17 protein-coding genes are annotated in these 16,246 nt (G+C 72.6%); 14 read left to right on the top strand and 3 right to left on the bottom strand.

Features of this window, described 5'->3' with window-relative positions; genetic code table 11:
* The 3 genes from moaC to MNY60_RS15565 all read right to left on the bottom strand — a co-directional run.
* Window positions 1–468 (bottom strand): cyclic pyranopterin monophosphate synthase MoaC (gene moaC / locus MNY60_RS15575; protein WP_242361072.1); only part of this gene is annotated, 468 nt, incomplete at its 3' end.
* A gap of 4 nt (window positions 469–472) precedes the next feature.
* Entirely contained in the window at window positions 473–1,417 is a 945-nt protein-coding gene (gene trxB / locus MNY60_RS15570; protein WP_242338799.1) for a thioredoxin-disulfide reductase, read from the bottom strand.
* Window positions 1,418–1,509: 92 nt separating this feature from the next.
* Entirely contained in the window at window positions 1,510–2,322 is an 813-nt protein-coding gene (locus MNY60_RS15565; RefSeq protein WP_242338801.1) for a methyltransferase domain-containing protein, read from the bottom strand.
* 64 nt (window positions 2,323–2,386) lie between these two features.
* Between MNY60_RS15565 and MNY60_RS15560 the strand changes: the two genes are divergently transcribed.
* The 14 genes from MNY60_RS15560 (at window position 2,387) to MNY60_RS15495 (ending at window position 16,205) form a co-directional block, all read left to right on the top strand.
* Window positions 2,387–3,454, top strand: a complete 1,068-nt coding sequence (locus tag MNY60_RS15560) for a thioredoxin domain-containing protein (protein WP_242338802.1) — start codon at window positions 2,387–2,389, stop codon at window positions 3,452–3,454.
* Between the two features lie 104 nt (window positions 3,455–3,558).
* Window positions 3,559–4,668, top strand: a complete 1,110-nt coding sequence (gene ispG, locus MNY60_RS15555; RefSeq protein WP_242355495.1) for a flavodoxin-dependent (E)-4-hydroxy-3-methylbut-2-enyl-diphosphate synthase — start codon at window positions 3,559–3,561, stop codon at window positions 4,666–4,668.
* Between the two features lie 112 nt (window positions 4,669–4,780).
* Window positions 4,781–6,508, top strand: a complete 1,728-nt coding sequence (locus MNY60_RS15550) for a proline--tRNA ligase (RefSeq protein ID WP_242361070.1) — start codon at window positions 4,781–4,783, stop codon at window positions 6,506–6,508.
* Between the two features lie 7 nt (window positions 6,509–6,515).
* Entirely contained in the window at window positions 6,516–7,631 is a 1,116-nt protein-coding gene (locus MNY60_RS15545) for a DUF4388 domain-containing protein (protein WP_242338808.1), read from the top strand.
* 137 nt (window positions 7,632–7,768) lie between these two features.
* Window positions 7,769–8,452, top strand: coding sequence for an orotidine-5'-phosphate decarboxylase (pyrF, locus tag MNY60_RS15540; RefSeq protein ID WP_242338810.1), 684 nt, complete (start codon window positions 7,769–7,771; stop codon window positions 8,450–8,452).
* 240 nt (window positions 8,453–8,692) lie between these two features.
* Window positions 8,693–8,968 (top strand): hypothetical protein, encoded by a 276-nt coding sequence (locus tag MNY60_RS15535; protein ID WP_242338812.1) that lies wholly within the window; start codon window positions 8,693–8,695, stop codon window positions 8,966–8,968.
* Window positions 8,969–9,108: 140 nt separating this feature from the next.
* Window positions 9,109–9,285, top strand: a complete 177-nt coding sequence (locus MNY60_RS15530; protein WP_242338814.1) for a hypothetical protein — start codon at window positions 9,109–9,111, stop codon at window positions 9,283–9,285.
* Window positions 9,286–9,511: 226 nt separating this feature from the next.
* On the top strand, window positions 9,512–11,281 hold the full coding sequence (locus tag MNY60_RS15525; protein ID WP_242361068.1) for an amidohydrolase family protein: 1,770 nt from the start codon (window positions 9,512–9,514) through the stop codon (window positions 11,279–11,281).
* 203 nt (window positions 11,282–11,484) lie between these two features.
* Complete coding sequence (locus MNY60_RS15520; protein WP_242361066.1) at window positions 11,485–12,024, top strand: DUF1697 domain-containing protein; 540 nt, start codon at window positions 11,485–11,487, stop codon at window positions 12,022–12,024.
* Between the two features lie 207 nt (window positions 12,025–12,231).
* Window positions 12,232–12,744, top strand: coding sequence for a GNAT family N-acetyltransferase (locus MNY60_RS15515; RefSeq protein WP_242361064.1), 513 nt, complete (start codon window positions 12,232–12,234; stop codon window positions 12,742–12,744).
* Between the two features lie 105 nt (window positions 12,745–12,849).
* The gene (locus tag MNY60_RS15510) at window positions 12,850–13,347 is read left to right on the top strand and encodes a ferritin (protein ID WP_242361062.1); all 498 of its coding nucleotides are present in this window, start codon (window positions 12,850–12,852) and stop codon (window positions 13,345–13,347) included.
* A gap of 211 nt (window positions 13,348–13,558) precedes the next feature.
* Window positions 13,559–14,602: a sigma-54-dependent Fis family transcriptional regulator gene (locus MNY60_RS15505; RefSeq protein WP_277957036.1), complete on the top strand. Its 1,044-nt coding sequence runs from the start codon at window positions 13,559–13,561 to the stop codon at window positions 14,600–14,602.
* A 263-nt stretch (window positions 14,603–14,865) separates the two neighbouring features.
* Complete coding sequence (locus tag MNY60_RS15500) at window positions 14,866–15,543, top strand: RNA polymerase sigma factor (protein ID WP_242361060.1); 678 nt, start codon at window positions 14,866–14,868, stop codon at window positions 15,541–15,543.
* Window positions 15,540–16,205, top strand: a complete 666-nt coding sequence (locus MNY60_RS15495) for an NrsF family protein (RefSeq protein WP_242361058.1) — start codon at window positions 15,540–15,542, stop codon at window positions 16,203–16,205. The genes MNY60_RS15500 and MNY60_RS15495 overlap by 4 nt, the downstream gene beginning before the upstream one ends.
* The last annotated feature ends 41 nt before the right edge of the window (window positions 16,206–16,246 follow it).

Genomic DNA, 16,246 nt, shown 5'->3' with positions numbered 1-16,246 from the left:
TGCCGGCGTGGGCGCAGGGGCAGCGGCGGCGCCGGCGTCGCGGCGCCAGTGGCCGCTCCGGCCGCCCTTCTTCTCGACGAGCTCCAGCCCCTCGATGCGCATGCCCTTCTCGTACCGCTTCAGCATGTCGTAGATGGTGAGGCACGCGGCGGCGACGGCCGCGAGCGCCTCCATCTCGACCCCGGTGCGGTCCACCGTGCGCACGGTCGCCGAGACGGCGACGCCGCGCGGCCCCGGCTCCGCCTCGACGTCCACGGCGGAGAGGGCGATCGGGTGGCAGAGCGGCACGAGCTCCGGCGTCTTCTTCGCGGCCATGACGCCGGCGAGCCGCGCCGCGGCGAGCACGTCGCCCTTCTCGACGTCGCCGCGCTCGACGCGCGCGACCGTCTCGGCGGACATCGCCACGAACCCGCGCGCGACCGCGACGCGCTCCGTCTTCGGCTTCGCGCCGACGTCGATCATCTTCATCGGTTCAGTCCCAGTTCTCCGTCGCGTGCTCGCCGAGGAACCGCTCCGCGTCGATGGCGGCCATGCAGCCCGACCCGGCCGCGCTGATCGCCTGGCGGTAGCTCGGATCGGCGACGTCGCCGGCCGCGAACACGCCCTTCACGCTCGTCGCCGTCGAGGGGCTCTTCACCTCGAGGTAGCCGACGTCGTTCATGGCGAGCTGGCCGCGGAAGATCTGGGTGTTCGGCTCGTGCCCGATCCCCATGAAGACGCCCTTCAGCGGCAGCTCGCGCGTCGAGCCGTCCTTCGTGGAGCGCAGGCGGACGCCCGTGACCGCCTTGGCGTCGCCCAGGATCTCGTCGATGACGGTGTCGAGCACGAGCTCGATCTTCGGGTTCTTCAGCGCGCGGTCCTGCATGATCTTGGAGGCGCGCAGCTCGCCGCGGCGGTGGATCACGTGGACCTTCGTCGCGTACTTCGTGAGGAAGATGGCCTCCTCCATGGCGGTGTCGCCGCCGCCGACGACCGCGACCTCCACGCCGCGGAAGAAGAAGCCGTCGCAGGTCGCGCACGCCGAGACGCCGCGGCCCTGGTACGCCTTCTCGGAGGGGATCTGCAGCCACTTCGCGGTCGCGCCGGTGGCGATCACCACCGCGTCCGCGGTGAAGAGCCGGTCGTCCTGCCAGAGCTGGAACGGGCGCCGCGAGAGATCCACGCGCGTCACCTCGCCCATCTCGAAGCGCGTGCCGAAGCGCTCCGCCTGCTTCTTCAGGAGCTCCATGAGCTCGGGCCCGAGGATGCCCTCGGGGAACCCGGGGAAGTTCTCGACCTCGCTCGTGATGGTGAGCTGCCCGCCAGGCTGCATCCCCTCGAAGAGGAGCGGGTTCAGGTTGGCGCGCGCGGCGTAGAGGGCGGCCGTGTAGCCGGCCGGTCCGCTGCCGATGATGACGAGCCTCTCGTGCTGAGCCATGGGTTCCCTCGCTTGGGCGGACGGTTGTTTATCCCCTGAGAGCCCGGGTGTCATGGGGAAGGTTCTGTGCGCGGGGCAGCCCGCGCCACGCGTCAGGGCGCGGCCGAGCGCCGCGCCCAGAGGAAGACGCGCCGGTACGTGTAGAGGAAGGGCCGCGCGTCGCCGAGCGCCTCGAGGAGGCGCGCCCGGTAGCGCTCGAGGAAGCGCGCGTACGCCTCGGGTGGGAGGCGCCGCTCGTAGTCGGTGAGCAGCGTCCCGCGCACCCAGTCGACCACCGCGCCCGGCTCGGGCAGCGGGTGGCCGTAGATCTCCACCCGCACGCGCCGGGCCTCGAGCCCGAGCCGCCAGAGGAGCTGCGCGTAGGCCTCGGGCGCGAGCACCGGGCTCTCGCGCACGAAGCCGCCGAGCGACGCGGCGAGGTCCGGCTCGCGCGCGACCGCGCGGGCGATCGCGTGCGACGGGTGCTCCTCGTTCGCGGGGATCTGCAGCGCGAGCTGCCCGCCGGGCGCGAGCAGCGCCGCGAGCCGGGGGAGGAGCGCCTCGTGGTCCGGGGTCCAGTGGAGCGCCGCGTTCGAGAGGACGAGGTCGTACGGCCCGTCGTCCACCGCAGCGAGATCTCCCTGCCGGAAGGCGAGGCCGCCGCCCGCGTGCGTCGCCGCGCGGGCGAGCATCGCGGCGGACGCGTCCACGCCCACCGTCTCGCGCGCGCGGAGCCGCTCGTGCGCGAGGCGCGTGAGCTCGCCCGTGCCGCAGCCGAGATCGACCACGCGCATGGCGGGGCGCGGCTCGACGAGCGCGAGCAGATCGAGGAACGGCGCGCGCCGCTCGTCGGCGAAGCGCGCGTAGCGATCGGGGTCCCAGACGTCGCGCTCGGCGGCGGGCAAATGCGTTGACCTCCTCGGCATTTTGACCGAATCTCCCCGGTTCAAGAGTACCCCCGAAAGCCTATCTCCTCCGGAGCTCCGCCCCATGAAGAGCCGTCACCTCGTCGTCGCCGCGCTCGCGCTCGCGCTCGCGGCGTGCCAGTCACCCCGCCCGGCGCAGCAGGCGTCGAACGGTCAGGCGCAGAAGCAGGACCCGAGCGCGCCCGTCGCCAAGATCGGCAGCCAGACGATCACCGCCGGCGAGCTCGACGAGCTCGTGAAGCGTGACCTCTCCCAGCTCGAGCAGCAGTACCAGGAGCAGAAGTACCAGCTCCGCCGCCAGGCGCTCGAGGCGATGATCCGCAAGCGCATCGTCGAGGAGAAGGCGAAGGCCCAGAACGTCACGCCGGAGGAGATGGTCCAGAAGGAGATCGGCGCGAAGGTGGCCGAGCCCTCCGACGAGGAGGCCCGCGCGCTGTACGACCGCGCCAAGGCCGGCGGCCAGCAGCTCCCGCCGTTCGACCAGGTGAAGCCGGAGATCGTGCGCTTCATCAAGAACCAGAAGGCGCAGGGGCTCCTCGCCGACTACTACGAGCAGCTCAAGAAGGACGCGAAGGTGGAGGTGCTCCTGCCGGCCTACGAGCCGCCGAAGGTCCAGGTGGCGGCGACCGGCCCGGCGAAGGGGCCGCAGGCGGCGCCGGTCACGATCGTGGAGTTCTCCGACTTCGAGTGCCCGTTCTGCGTGCGCGCCGAGGGCACCGTGAAGCAGGTGCTCGACGCCTACCCGGACAAGATCCGGCTCGTGTACCGCGACTTCCCGCTCCCGATGCACGCGCGCGCGCCCAAGGCGGCCGAGGCGGCCCACTGCGCCGAGGACCAGGGGAAGTACTGGGACATGCACGAGAAGCTGTTCGGCTCGGGCAACAAGATCGACGTCCCCGATCTGAAGCGCTACGCGGGCGAGCTGAAGCTCGACCAGGCCAAGTTCGACAAGTGCCTCGACTCCGGCGAGAAGGCGAGCATCGTCGAGGGTCACAAGAAGGCGGGCGAGGAGGCGGGCGTCTCCGGCACGCCGGCGTTCTTCATCAACGGCCGCATGCTGAGCGGCGCCCAGCCGATGGACGCGTTCAAGAAGATCATCGACGAGGAGCTGGCGAGCGCGGGCAAGAAGTAGCCCCCCGTCGAGCCGACGGCTCGGTTTGCACCGCAGGCGGCCGTGCCCTAGATAGAGGGCCGGCCGCCTCGCCTTTTCGGGGCGGAGAGAGAGGACCTCCAGGCATGGGCGGATACGGGCAGGGTGCGGCGGCGACGCTCGGCGAGCGGCGGAGGACGCGGGGCATCCGGGTGGGCAACGTGGCCATCGGCGGCGGCGCCCCCATCGCCGTCCAGTCGATGACGACCACCCAGACCGCCGACGCCGCGGCGACGCTCGCCCAGATCCGCGCGCTCGCCGAGGCGGGCGCGGACGTGGTCCGCCTCGCCGTGCCGGACAAGGACGCGGCGGGGTCGCTCGCCGCGATCGTGCGCGCCTCGCCGGTGCCGCTCGTCGCCGACATCCACTTCGACTACCGCCTCGCCCTCGCCGCGATCGAGGCGGGCATGCACGGCATCCGCCTCAACCCCGGCAACATCGGCGCGCGCGAGCGCGTGCGCGAGGTGGTGAAGGCTGCGCGCGAGCGGCTCGTGCCCATCCGCATCGGCGTGAACGCGGGCTCGCTCGAGAAGGACATCGTCGAGAAGCACGGCTGGCCCACCGCGGAGGGCATGGTCGAGAGCGCCGAGCGGCACATCCGCTTCCTCGAGGACGAGGGCTACCGGGAGATCAAGGTCTCGCTGAAGGCGCACGACGTCGCCATGACGGTGCAGGCGAACCGGCTCTTCTCGCAGCGCTTCGAGTACCCGCTCCACCTCGGCGTGACCGAGGCGGGGACGCTCCTCGCCGGCACGGTGAAGAGCGCCGCCGGGCTCGGCATCCTGCTCGGCGAGGGGATCGGCGACACCATCCGCGTCTCGCTCACCGCCGATCCGGTCGAGGAGGTGCGCGTCGCGCGCCTGCTGCTCAAGTCGCTCGGCCTCAAGTTCGGCGGCGCGACGATGACCTCCTGCCCGACCTGCGGCCGCTGCTCGGTCGACATGATCCCCATCGCCGAGCGCGTCGAGAAGCGGCTCGGCACCTTGAAGGGCGAGGTGGCGGTCGCGGTGATGGGCTGCGAGGTGAACGGGCCGGGCGAGGCGGCCGCCGCCGACGTCGGCGTCGCCTACGGCCACAACGGCGTCGGGCTCCTCTTCCGCGAGGGCAAGATCGTGAAGCGGATGAAGGCGGAGGAGCTGGAGGACGCGGTGGTCGCCGAGGCGATCGCGATCGCCTCGAGCCGGACTCAGGGCTGACGGGGGCTGCGCCCCACGCCAAGCCGGCCGCGCGCGCCCCGTGATCATGCCGCCCGGTGATGGCCGCGAGGCGCTGCGAGGCCAGCGCCGAGCGGTGTATAACCCCCGGACCATGCCCGTCGTCAGACTCAGCCAGGCGTTCGTCCCCACCCTGAAGGAAGCGCCCGCCGACGCCCAGGTGGCGAGCCACAAGCTCCTCGTCCGCGCCGGCTTCATCCGCCAGCTCGGGGCCGGCATCTACGACTACCTCCCGCTCGCGAAGCGCACGCTCACCAAGATCGAGGCCATCGTCCGCGAGGAGATGGACGCGATCGGCGGCCAGGAGTTCTTCCTGCCGGCGCTCCACCCCGCCGAGATCTGGAAGGAGTCGGGCCGCTGGGAGGTCATGGGCGACAACATGTTCCGGCTCAAGGACCGGAAGGGCGGCGACTACTGCCTCGGCATGACGCACGAGGAGATCTTCACCGCCATCGCCCGCGACGAGCTGCGCTCGTACCGCCAGCTCCCGCAGGTCTGGTACCAGATCCAGACCAAGTTCCGTGACGAGCCGCGCCCGAAGTCCGGGCTGCTCCGCGTCCGCCAGTTCACCATGAAGGATGCCTACTCGTTCGACGTGGACCGCGCCGGGCTCGACAAGAGCTACGAGGACCAGCGGCGCGCGTACGAGCGGATCTTCACCCGCTGCGGTCTCGACTTCGTGGCGGTGCAGGCGCACTCCGGCGCGATGGGCGGCAGCGAGTCCTCCGAGTTCATGGTCCGCACCGAGGCCGGCGAGGACCTCGTCGCCGCCTGCCCCAAGTGCCGCTACGCGGCCAACACCGAGACCGCCACCTCGCGCCTCCCGGCCGAGCAGGACGGCGCCGGGCTCCCGAAGCCGGAGAAGTTCGCGACGCCGGGCGTGGTGACGATCGAGTCGCTCGCGTCGCCGCCGTACGGCGTGGCGGCGACCCGCCAGCTCAAGACGCTCGTGTACGTCGGCGACGAGAAGCTCGTCGTGGCGGTGGTGCGCGGCGACCAGGAGCTCAACGAGGCGAAGCTCCAGACCGCCACCGGCGCGCAGGTGCTCCGCCCGGCGCACGCCGAGGAGATCCCGCCGCTCATGGGCGCCCGCGCCGGCTCGCTCGGCGCGGTCGGCTTCTCGAAGGTCCACGTGTTCGTGGATCCCTCGCTCGCCGACCGCAGGGACATGGTCACCGGCGCGAACGAGGACGGCTTCCACCTGCGCGGCGTGGACGTGCGCCGCGACGTGCTGACCGGCCCGCACGCGAAGCTCGCGGAGCTCCGCACGGTGCGCGCGGGCGAGGGCTGTCCCCGCTGCGACGGCACGCTCGACGTGTTCAAGGCGCTCGAGATCGGCCACATCTTCAAGCTCGGCACCAAGTACTCCGAGTCGATGAAGGCGACCGTGCTCGACGCGGACGGCAAGGCGGTGCCCATCGTGATGGGCAGCTACGGCATCGGCGTGGAGCGGATCATGGCCGCGGCGATCGAGCTGCACCACGACGAGAACGGCATCCGCTGGCCGCTCTCCATCGCGCCCTTCCAGGCGACGGTGCTCACCCTCGGGCCGGAGCCGGAGCTGAAGCAGGCCGCGGACGAGATCGTGAAGGCGCTCTCGGACGCGGGCCTCGAGGTGCTCCACGACGACCGCGAGGAGCGCGCCGGCGTGAAGTTCAAGGACGCCGACCTCGTCGGCATCCCGCTCCGGATCGCGGTGGGCAAGAAGGGCCTCGCCGAGGGCAAGGTCGAGTGGAAGCTCCGCGGCGACAAGGCCGTGGAGCTCGTGCCCGTGGGCGAGGTGGCGCGCCGCGCCGTGGAGCGCGTGCGGGCCGGGGGCTAGGCCGGTCATGCGCGCGCGGCTCACGGTCGGGCGCGAAGGCGAGGTCCTCGTGCCTCCGCGCGAGGCGGAGGCGCTCGGGCTCGGCGGCGGCGGAGAGGTGGACCTCGTCTCCGCGCGCGGGGCGTTCGCGCTGCTCGTGCCGGCCCGCGCGGACGCGCCGCGCGCCTGGTTCGCGGGCTCGCTCGGCGCGCTCACCGTGCCCGAGGTGATCCAGTTCGTGTTCACCTCGCTCAAGACGGGCGTGCTCCTCCTCGCGTTCGGCGAGGACGCGTCGCGCGCCGCCCCCGACGCCCCCGACCGGCTGCGCCGCAAGAGCATCTACTTCCGCGACGGGCAGGTGGTGTTCGCGTCGTCGAGCGATCCCGCCGATCGCCTCGGCGCGGTGCTCAGGCGCGAAGGGCTCGTCCCGGACGAGGAGCTCGAGCGCTGCGCGCGGCTCGCGCGCGGCGGGCGCCCGCTCGGGCAGGTGCTCGTGGACGAGGGCGCGCTCGGCGCGGGGCAGCTCTACGAGGGCGTGACGCGCCAGGTCCGCGAGATCGTCCTCGGCGCGTTCGTGGAGACGACCGGCGAGTTCGCCTTCCTGGAGGGCCCGGTGGACGACGCCACCGCGGTGAAGCTCCCGGAGCGCACGCGCGAGCTCCTCCTCGCCGGGATGAAGCGGCTCGAGGAGGTCGAGGCGGCGCGCGCGGCCACGACGCCCGGGCCGGGCGAGCCGGAGGTCACGATCGAGATCGCGCCTCCCGAGCCCGCCGCGCCCGCGCGCGCGAGCGGTCCCTTCGAGACGTACCGGCGCATCTTCCTGCGCGTGCACGCCGCGCTCGTCGCGGCCACGCCCGACGCCACCGCCCGGCTCAACGGCTACCTCGAGCAGCTCCCCGAGAAGCGCCGCGCGCCGTTCGAGGGCGTGCGCGTCGCCGAGGACGGCGGCGTGGACGTCGGCCAGGTGCTCGGCAACGTGAGCGCCGCCGGCGCGTTCCGCGGCGCGGCGGCGCGGGCGCGCGCGCTCGAGGCGCTCGACGAGCTGCTCGCGTTCGCGCTGTTCGAGGCGAAGAGCCGGCTGCCGCGCGAGCGGGCCGAGGCGCTCTTGCGCGAGGTGGGGCGGATGCAGGTGGGGAAGGGGTAGCGCCGGTTCGGAGGGGTGGGCCCTCGCCGCTCGTCCCTCGGCGGGCGCTCGGCGAGCGGACTGCACGCCCCTCGAGCCACGAGTGGGCACGGCTCGAGGAGCCGTCGGGAACGTTCGCACAGGGAGGAGCCAACAGCATGCAGCCGAAGGATCGCATCTGCGCCGCCGTCGACTTCCCGTCCTGGTCCGCCGCCGAGCCGTTCGCACGCGCGGTCGCGCCGGAGGTCGGCATGCTCAAGGTCGGCCTCGAGCTGTTCGTCGCCGAGGGCCCGCCGGTCGTGCGCGCCGCGGCGGCGCTCGGGAAGCCGGTGTTCCTCGACCTGAAGCTCCACGACATCCCGAACACCGTCGAGGGCGCCGCGCGCTCCGCGGCGGCGAGCGGCGCGTCGCTCCTCACCGTGCACGCCTCCGGCGGCGCCGAGATGGTCCGCGCCGCGGTGCGCGGCGCCGGCCCGGGCGTGCGCGTGCTCGCAGTGACCGTGCTCACGAGCCTCGACGCGGCGGCGCTCGCCGCCATCGGCCTCGCCGGCCCGCCCGAGGACGCGGTGGTGCGGCTCGCGAAGCTCGCGGTGGGCGCGGGCGCGGGCGGCCTCGTCTGCTCGCCGCACGAGGTGGCCGCGGTGCGCGCCGCCGTCGGGCCTGGCCCGCTCCTCGTCATCCCCGGCGTCCGTCCCGCGGGCGCGGCGAGGGGCGATCAGGCTCGCGTCGCGACGCCCGCGGAGGCCGTGCGCGCCGGCGCGGACGTGCTCGTCATCGGGCGCCCGCTGCGCGAGGGCGGCGATCCGGCCGCGGCGGCGCGGGCGATCGCGGGGACGCTCTAGCGCGGTTCGAGCCGTGGCCGACGGCGGACCGATCTCCCAGTTCAACGTTCCGACGCCGCGGCGTAACTCGGGGCGGGACCGAGCTCAGCGGACTAGGTTTGACGACGTGACTCGTGCGCGGCCATGCCCGCGAGGCAGGCAACGGCTCGGCGTCCCGGCGTACGGCGGTGCGCCCGCAACATCTGCGAACGCGTCCCCGCGCACGGGCGAGCGCACGAAGATGGGCAGAGGGAGGACGCCATGAGGCAGAGGATCGTCTCGGTACCGGACATGATCTTGATCGCTGGAACGCGCGTCGTGCTGGGCGCCGGGATCGGGCTTCTCCTGTCCAGGAGGCTCAGAGGAGGCGTGCGCGAGGGCGCGGGCTGGGCGCTCCTCGCGGTCGGAGCCCTGACGACCATCCCGCTGATGATGAAGCTCCGGACCGCGGCGCTCGATGGGGAGCGGGGCCGAACCGCCGGCGAGTGGGCGCCGGGCGAGACCTCCGCCGCGACCGCGGTGCACTCGCCGTCTTAGGGCTCCCTGACGCGCCGTTTCGGCTCGGGAAGCCGGCCCATTGCTCAGGTGAGTCGGAAGCCGTTGCTCGTGCGATGGCGGCGGAGGTCTCGACCCCCCGTCGGCATCGCCTGCGCCCGAGCCGCGTGTATGATTCGCGCATGCCCACCGCGCCCGAGCTGCTCACCGCCTCCAAGATCGCCGTCCAGCTGAAGGTCTCCGACGCGAAGGTCAAGAACGCCATCGTGGCGCTGAAGCTGAAGCCGGCCGCGAAGAAGGGGCCGTGCAACTACTACGCGGCGTCCGACGTCGCGAAGATCAAGAAGGCGCTCGGGTAGACGGCATCGCACGTACACTCCGAGGGAGCCGCGTCATCCGGAGGGTGAGGCGGAAGCGTCGAAGCGCCTGTCCGTGAGGACGCGCGCGCACGTGCTCGACCTCGCGCGGCGAGCCGGCAACCCAGGAGATCAGCGCGCTGAGGTCGTCGGCGCAGGTTCCGTGTCCGCCGATCGGCGGAACCCCACCGTCGTTGCGCGCGTCCGGTCGCCCCGTAAGGAATGCGGCATGCGCTTCGCTCGGGCCCGGCGCAGACTCCTCCTCCTCGCGCTCCTCGCGCTCGCCGCCTGTCGCTCGGCCCGGCCGTCGGCCGGGGCCGGCGCGAAGGTCACGGAGTCGGCCGCGCCGGGACGCGATCACGCGCTGGTCGTGCGCGGCCACGTCATCCTCCCCGACGGGACGGCGATCGACGACGGCGTCGTCGTGATCGAGGGGAACCGGATCGTGCGCGTCGGTTCGGCATCGGACGTGGCGGCGCCCCCGCACGCCGAGGTGGTCGGCGGGCCTGATCGGTGGGTCATCCCTGGCCTCATCGACGCGCACGTCCACTTCTTCCAGTCGGGCAGCATCTACACACGGCCCGACGGCGTCGACCTCACGGCCCGGGTGCCGTACGCGCAGGAGCGGGCCGCGATCCGGGCGAAGATCGACGATGTGTTCCGCCGGTACCTGCGGAGCGGCGTGACGGCAGTCGTGGACATGGGGGGGCCGGAGTGGAACTTCGAGGTACGCGAGCGCGCCGCGAGGTCGCCGCTTGCCCCGCGCGTGGCGGTCGCCGGCCCGCTCCTGTCGAGCGTCGCACGCCCCCAGCTCGCGCTGGACGATCCGCCGATGGTCCAGGTGACGGATCCGGATGGCGCACGACGCGCGGTCCGGGCGCAGCTCCGACGTCAGCCGGACCTCGTGAAGCTGTGGTGGCTCGTGCCGAAGGGCGCCACGCCCGAAACGTGGCGCGCCGTCGCGCAGGCGGCCATCGACGAGGCCCACGCGGCGGGTGCGCGCGTCGCGGTCCACGCGACCGAGCTGGAGACGGCGCGCCTGGCGCTCCTCGCCGGCGCCGACGTCCTCGTGCACGGCGTACGCGACGCGCCGCTCGACGACGCGATCCTGGCGCTCGCGCGCGACCGACGCGTGCCGTGGGTGACGACCGCCGTCGTCGGCGAGGGATACTACGAGTTCCTCACGCGCGCGCCTCGCCTCTCACGCGCCGAGGTGGAGATCGCCGATCCGTTCATCGTCGCGACACTCCTCGACCCCGTCGAGCTTCCCCCCGACCTCGTGGCGCGCGCCCGTGAGCGCGGGCCGTTCGGGCCGTACCAGCTCGAGAACATCCGGCGCGAGCGCGACGCCGGTGTCCTGGTCGTCGCGGGCAGCGACGCCGGGAACCCCGGGACGTTCCACGGTCCGGCGATCCACCGGGAGCTCGAGCTGCTCGTCCAGGCAGGGCTCACGCCGGCGGAGGCGCTCGCGGCCTGCACGGGGAGCGCCTCGCGCGTCGTGAGCCGGTTCGCAGACCTCGGCGCCATCGAGCCCGGCAAGCTCGCCGACCTCGTCGTGCTCGAGGCGAGCCCGCTCGCCGACATCCGCAACACGAGCCGCATCGCGCTGGTCGTGAAGGACGGGCGTGCCCTCCGCCCCGACGAGATCCTCCCGCGCACGGCCGTGGAGGTCGTGCAGATGCAGCTCGACGCGTACAACGCCCAGGACCTCGAGGCGTTCCTCGCGACCTATGCGGACGACGCGGCCGTGGAGAGCGCCGCCGAAGGCAGGACGCTCTCGGCGGGCAAGGCATCGCTGCGCGAGCGCTACCGCGACCTCTTCGCGAAGCACCCGCAGAACAGGGCTCGCGTCGTGGAGCGGAAGACCGAGGCAGACCGGATCGTCCTCGACCACGAGATCATCACGGGTCGCGCCCCCGACAAGCCCGATCCGTGGGACGTGGGGTGGGTGCGTTACGAGGTCGAGGGCGGGCTCATCCGCAAGGTCATGCTGCCCTGACCTCGCCCCGCAGGTGATCGCTGCGCCTCCGCCAGAGAGCGCCGCGCACCATTCGCCAGGAAGAACTCGAGATCGTCCCCGGAGCGAGCGACCCACAGGTCAGATGCGGGCGCGGAGCGGGACGACCCCGTCATCTCGCTGCCGGATGAGCCTTCGACAAGTGGAAAGTGGAAGGTCCTGACCCCTCTCTTTATGACCTTTCGATGGCGCTGGTCGTCTTCCTTCGAGGGGTCAATGTCGGCGGCTACAGGACGTTCCGCCCGAGCCTCCTCGCGAGAGCGCTGAGCAAGTACGACGTCGTGAACGTGGGCGCGGCGGGCACGTTCGTCGTTCGCAAGCCCGGATCCCGCGCCAGGTTCCGCGCCGACCTGCTCCGGAAGCTGCCCTTCGAGGCGGAGGTCGTCCTCTGCGACGGGCGCGAGCTCATCCGCTTCGAGACGGAGAATCCGTTCGAAGCCGAGCCGGCACGCGCCGACGTCGTACGATTCGTGAGCATCCTCTCGAAACCTCGCCGCGTCCGGGCCTCGATTCCGTTCGCTCTTCCGGCGGACGGCGAGTGGTCGTTGCGCGTGATCGCGTCGAGGAAACGCTTCGTCTTCGGGCTCTACCGCCGTCACATGAAGACGATCGGCTATCTCGGCCAGCTCGACAGGCTGCTCGGGGCGACGGTGACGACGCGGAACTGGAACACCATCACGGCCGTGGTGGGGATCCTGAAGGGCCCGGCGAGGAACTTCCGCTGACGAGCGGGCCCGTCGCCGATCACGCACAGGCGACCGCTTCGTCCTGCGCCGAATGAGCGTCGGACAAGTGGAAAGTGGAAGGTCTCGACCCCCCCGCCGACAGGAGGGCGGCGGCGCGCGTAGCGGCCGACATGATGACAAGCCGCGAGCGGTCTGCGATGAGATTCAGAGCGGGGAGCAGCGGCCGCCCGCCGGCGAGGTGCAAGCATGGACATTCCGACGCTCACGACGGAGCGCCTCATCCTGCGGCCGTTTCGCGAAGGCGACCTCGACGCGCACGCCGCGATGAACGCGGACCCCACGGTCATGCGGTACATCGGCGAGGTCCAGGATCGCGCCGCGGCGTTCCGCACCCTGTGCGCCTTCATGGGCCACTGGTATCTCCGCGGCTACGGTCCGTGGGCCGTGGAGGAGCGCGCCACGGGCGCGTTCGTCGGTCGCGCCGGCCTCACGCGGTTCGAGCCCTGGACGGACGTCGAGGTGGGGTACGCGCTCGTCCCCTCCGCGTGGGGGAAGGGCTACGCCAGCGAAGTGGCCGCGCGGTCGCTGCGCTACGCGCACGAGGTCGTCGGCGCTCGAGGCGTCACGAGCCATATCCTCGCCGGGAACGCGGCCGCGGTGCGCGTGGCCGAGCGGCTCGGGGCGAAGTACGCGTACGACGCCGACCAGCGGGTGAAGGACGCGCTCGTACGGGTGTACGTCTATCCAGACGCGCGGTGATGCATCCCACCCCTTTCGCGCGCGCCCAGCCGGCCAGCGAATTCTCGCGCATGTCCTCCCGCCGCGCGGCGGTTATGGGTACCTCCTCTGCGGAGGAGGCTCGTGATGATCGGCCCGAAGATGCAGGAAGCTTTGAACCGGCACGTCCACGCGGAAATGTACTCGGCGTACCTCTACCTCGCGATGTCCGCCTGGTGCGAAGCGAACACGTGGAAGGGGTTCGCGAGATGGCTCCGCGTCCAGCACGACGAGGAGCTGTCGCACGCGCGCAGGAGCCTCGACTTCCTCCTGCTGCGCGGGGGCGAGGCACGGCTGGCCGCCCTCGACGCCCCCCCTCCTGCGTGGACGACCGTGAACGACGTGTTCGAGAAGGTCCTCGAGCACGAGCGGAAGATCTCGGCGTTGGTGCACGAGCTCCACGCCACCGCGAGCCAGGAGCGGGACACCGCCGCGCAGGTCTTCCTGCAGTGGTTCGTCTCGGAGCAGGTCGAGGAGGAGGCGCGAGCCGAGGAGATCGTCGAGAAGCTCCGCATGGTCGGCGACCGGCCCGGCGCTGCGCTCTATCTGGACAAGGAGTACGGCAAGCGCGGCAGGACCCCATGAACGGCCGCGGGACATGAGGGCGCACTGAAGGTGAGCCCGCCTCCGTCGCAGTCGACGCGCCCGGCGGCGTTCGCGAACCAGGTCGTGGGGCCTCCGCCGTCGAGGGTGCTCACGCCTGCCCGCCGCTGCAGCGGGCGCCCGATCGCTTCCCTCGCGCAGCGGGGCTGTAACCAGAGCGAGCCCGGTCCGTAACGCGCTCAGCGAGGACCGAATGCAAGTCTTCACGGATCAGGCAGACCCCCGGGTGGAGATCACGGACGCGAACGACGCCATCGTGGGGCGGAGCCCCGCGCTGAGGCGCGCGCTGCAGAGCGTGGCGCAGGTCGCGGCCACCGACGCGACGGTGCTCCTCCTGGGCGAGACCGGCACCGGGAAGGAGCTCTTCGCGCGGGCGATCCACGATCGGAGTCGCCGCCGGGATCGGCCGCTCGTCAAGGTGAACTGCGCGGCGATGCCGGCCACGCTCATCGAGAGTGAGCTCTTCGGGCACGAGCGCGGCGCGTTCACCGGGGCGACGCAGCGGCGCGAGGGCCGGTTTGCCCTGGCCGACGGGGGGACGATCTTCCTCGACGAGATCGGCGAGCTGCCGCTCGAGCTCCAGGGGAAGCTCCTGCGCGTCCTGCAGGAGGGTGAGTTCGAGCCCGTCGGCGGATCTCGAACGCGGAAGGTCGACGTGCGCGTGATCGCCGCGACGAACCGTGACGTGCAGCAGGGGGTGCGCCGCGGCGAGTTCCGCGAGGACCTGTTCTACCGCCTGAGCGTGTTCCCGCTCAGGCTCCCGCCGCTGCGCGAGCGCGGCGATGACGTCGTGCTGCTCGCCACGGCCATGGCGGAGAGCCTCGCCCGTCGCCTCGGCAGGGAGGTTGCGCCGCCCGGTCCCGCCGACGCCGCGGCGCTGCGGGGATACTCGTGGCCCGGGAACGTCCGCGAGCTGCGGAACGCGGTCGAGCGCGCGATCATCACCTCATCGGACGGGCTGCTGCACCTCGACCGCGTGCTCCCCACGCCCGCCCTCCCGTTCGCGACGGTGTCCGTGGGACCGCTCGGGGCCCGGCGCGTCGACGGTGAGATCCTCACGGCGCGGCGCCTGCGCCAGCTCGAGCGGGAGAACATGATCGCGGCGCTGGAGCGGACCGGGTGGCGGGTGGGCGGGGTGGGTGGCGCCGCGGCGCTCCTCGACGTCAGCCCGTCGACGTTCAAGTCGCGGATGAAGGCGCTCGAGATCAGTCGCCCGGTCATGGGTGAAGCCGCGTGACGGGAAGGCAACACGGCGACGAGGTACACGGCGGGCCGTGGTCGAGCGCCCGGCACTACGGGCGGGACCTGCTGATTTCAGCCGGTCGGCCGGCGGCTCGATTCCGCTGATGGCGTCCGTTCGCACGGCGGGGTCGCCCGCGTCCCCGGCCGTGCCGTCTACTGCTGCTACCGCAGCCCGAACGGATGACGGGTGCCGCGCCGCCTCGCGTCCCGCCTGTAACCGGAGGAGCCCGTGTGCGTATTGCGTGCGACGAGGCGTCCATGCAGGCAGTGATGGGACAGGTCGCGCTCATGATGGACGGCAGAAGCGACGTCGGCGCCGCGGGCGCGTCGCGCGCCGACCGCGCCATGGAGCGGTATGCCTGTGGTGAAGACGCGGCGTTCGGCGACGTCTACGACGAGCTGGCGCCACGCCTTCACCGCTTCGCCCTGCGATGGACCCGCAGCCGCAGCGCGGCGGAGGACGCGGTGCAGCAGACGCTCCTCCAGATCCACGCTGCCCGCCATCGCTTCGTTCGCGGCGCCGCGGTCGTTCCCTGGGCCTACGCCATCGCGCGCCGCCTGCTCATCGACCTCGGCCGCCGCGGGGTGCGTGAGGTGCTGCGGGCCGACGACGTCCGCGATCCCGAGGAGCCGTCGGCGGCCCCGTCGCCGGAGGAGGCTCTCCACCACCGGCGCGTCGCGGCCGAGGCGCAGCGCAACCTCGCCTCCCTGCCGTCAGGCTGGCGCGAGGCCTTCGAGCTCGTGAAGTTCGAGGGGCTCTCGGTGGCAGAGACGGCCGAGGTGCTCGGGATCACCCGCGGAATGGTGAAGATCCGCGCGCACCGCGCCACCGCGGCGCTCCGCGAGGAGGCCCGGCGGCTCCATGGCTCCTCGGAGTCGACGACTCGCCCGGCTCTCCGGTCGCCGCGCGACATCGAGGGAGGAACGCCGACATGATGCCCCCCGAGTCCCTGAAGATGCGCGTCCTGGAGGCGGTCAGGCAGCGCCCGGTGCCGCGCCGGACGGATACGCTCCCGTTCACCATCGGGCTCGCCGCCTTCGCCGCCGTGGCCATGTCCGGCGTGTTGCTGTGGGTCCCGCCCCTCTTCGGCGAGGTCGCGGGGCTGGCTCACGCCGCTGGACGGCCGGCCTCGAGCGGAGCCTGGATCCTGGCCGGCACCGTCGCGGTGGCCCTCGCCTCCACGTGGCTCGTCCTCCCCTCGCGGCGCTCGATGCTCTCGCCGCCGCGCGGACTGCTGCTGGCCGTCGCCATCGGCGTGCCGCTGCTGGTCGGGGCCTGGCTGGTGCTCTGGCACGGCACCTATGCCGATCCGTTCACCCGCATCGGCTGGCGCTGCTTCGCGCTCACCGCCCTGACCGCTCCCTGGCCCTTCGCGACCCTGGCCTACGCCAGCCGGCGCGTGGAGCCGCGGCACCCCGGGACGGCCGGCGCCGCCCTCGGGTCCGTGGCCGGCGCCTGGGCGGCGGTGATGGTCGAGCTCTGGTGCCCGCTGGCGACGGGGTCGCACGTCCTCCTGGGACATGTCCTGCCCCTCCTCGTTCTCGCGCTGACGGGCTCGGCCTTCGGAGTCCGGCTGTTCCGCCTGCCCAGGGTGTAGGCAGCGAGACCGACGGGCGCGCCGAGCAGGATCCCCGCGGC

It is taken from the genome of Anaeromyxobacter sp. SG17, assembly GCF_022690695.1.
GTDB lineage: Bacteria > Myxococcota > Myxococcia > Myxococcales > Anaeromyxobacteraceae > Anaeromyxobacter > Anaeromyxobacter soli.
Note: the sequence above shows the minus strand (reverse complement) of the source record. Positions and strands in the feature narration are given on the sequence as shown.

What these genes read in the sequence shown, in the direction of transcription:
- MNY60_RS15515 (WP_242361064.1), top strand. Translation starts at nt 12,232, where the DNA reads ATGGACATTCCGACGCTCACGACGGAGCGCCTCATCCTGCGGCCGTTT.
- MNY60_RS15530 (WP_242338814.1), top strand. Translation starts at nt 9,109, where the DNA reads ATGCCCACCGCGCCCGAGCTGCTCACCGCCTCCAAGATCGCCGTCCAG.
- MNY60_RS15560 (WP_242338802.1), top strand. Translation starts at nt 2,387, where the DNA reads ATGAAGAGCCGTCACCTCGTCGTCGCCGCGCTCGCGCTCGCGCTCGCG.
- pyrF (WP_242338810.1), top strand. Translation starts at nt 7,769, where the DNA reads ATGCAGCCGAAGGATCGCATCTGCGCCGCCGTCGACTTCCCGTCCTGG.
- MNY60_RS15525 (WP_242361068.1), top strand. Translation starts at nt 9,512, where the DNA reads ATGCGCTTCGCTCGGGCCCGGCGCAGACTCCTCCTCCTCGCGCTCCTC.
- MNY60_RS15520 (WP_242361066.1), top strand. Translation starts at nt 11,485, where the DNA reads ATGGCGCTGGTCGTCTTCCTTCGAGGGGTCAATGTCGGCGGCTACAGG.
- MNY60_RS15510 (WP_242361062.1), top strand. Translation starts at nt 12,850, where the DNA reads ATGATCGGCCCGAAGATGCAGGAAGCTTTGAACCGGCACGTCCACGCG.
- trxB (WP_242338799.1), bottom strand. Translation starts at nt 1,417, where the DNA reads ATGGCTCAGCACGAGAGGCTCGTCATCATCGGCAGCGGACCGGCCGGC.
- MNY60_RS15545 (WP_242338808.1), top strand. Translation starts at nt 6,516, where the DNA reads ATGCGCGCGCGGCTCACGGTCGGGCGCGAAGGCGAGGTCCTCGTGCCT.
- MNY60_RS15565 (WP_242338801.1), bottom strand. Translation starts at nt 2,322, where the DNA reads ATGCCGAGGAGGTCAACGCATTTGCCCGCCGCCGAGCGCGACGTCTGG.
- MNY60_RS15495 (WP_242361058.1), top strand. Translation starts at nt 15,540, where the DNA reads ATGATGCCCCCCGAGTCCCTGAAGATGCGCGTCCTGGAGGCGGTCAGG.
- MNY60_RS15505 (WP_277957036.1), top strand. Translation starts at nt 13,559, where the DNA reads ATGCAAGTCTTCACGGATCAGGCAGACCCCCGGGTGGAGATCACGGAC.
- MNY60_RS15550 (WP_242361070.1), top strand. Translation starts at nt 4,781, where the DNA reads ATGCCCGTCGTCAGACTCAGCCAGGCGTTCGTCCCCACCCTGAAGGAA.
- ispG (WP_242355495.1), top strand. Translation starts at nt 3,559, where the DNA reads ATGGGCGGATACGGGCAGGGTGCGGCGGCGACGCTCGGCGAGCGGCGG.
- MNY60_RS15500 (WP_242361060.1), top strand. Translation starts at nt 14,866, where the DNA reads ATGCAGGCAGTGATGGGACAGGTCGCGCTCATGATGGACGGCAGAAGC.
- MNY60_RS15535 (WP_242338812.1), top strand. Translation starts at nt 8,693, where the DNA reads ATGAGGCAGAGGATCGTCTCGGTACCGGACATGATCTTGATCGCTGGA.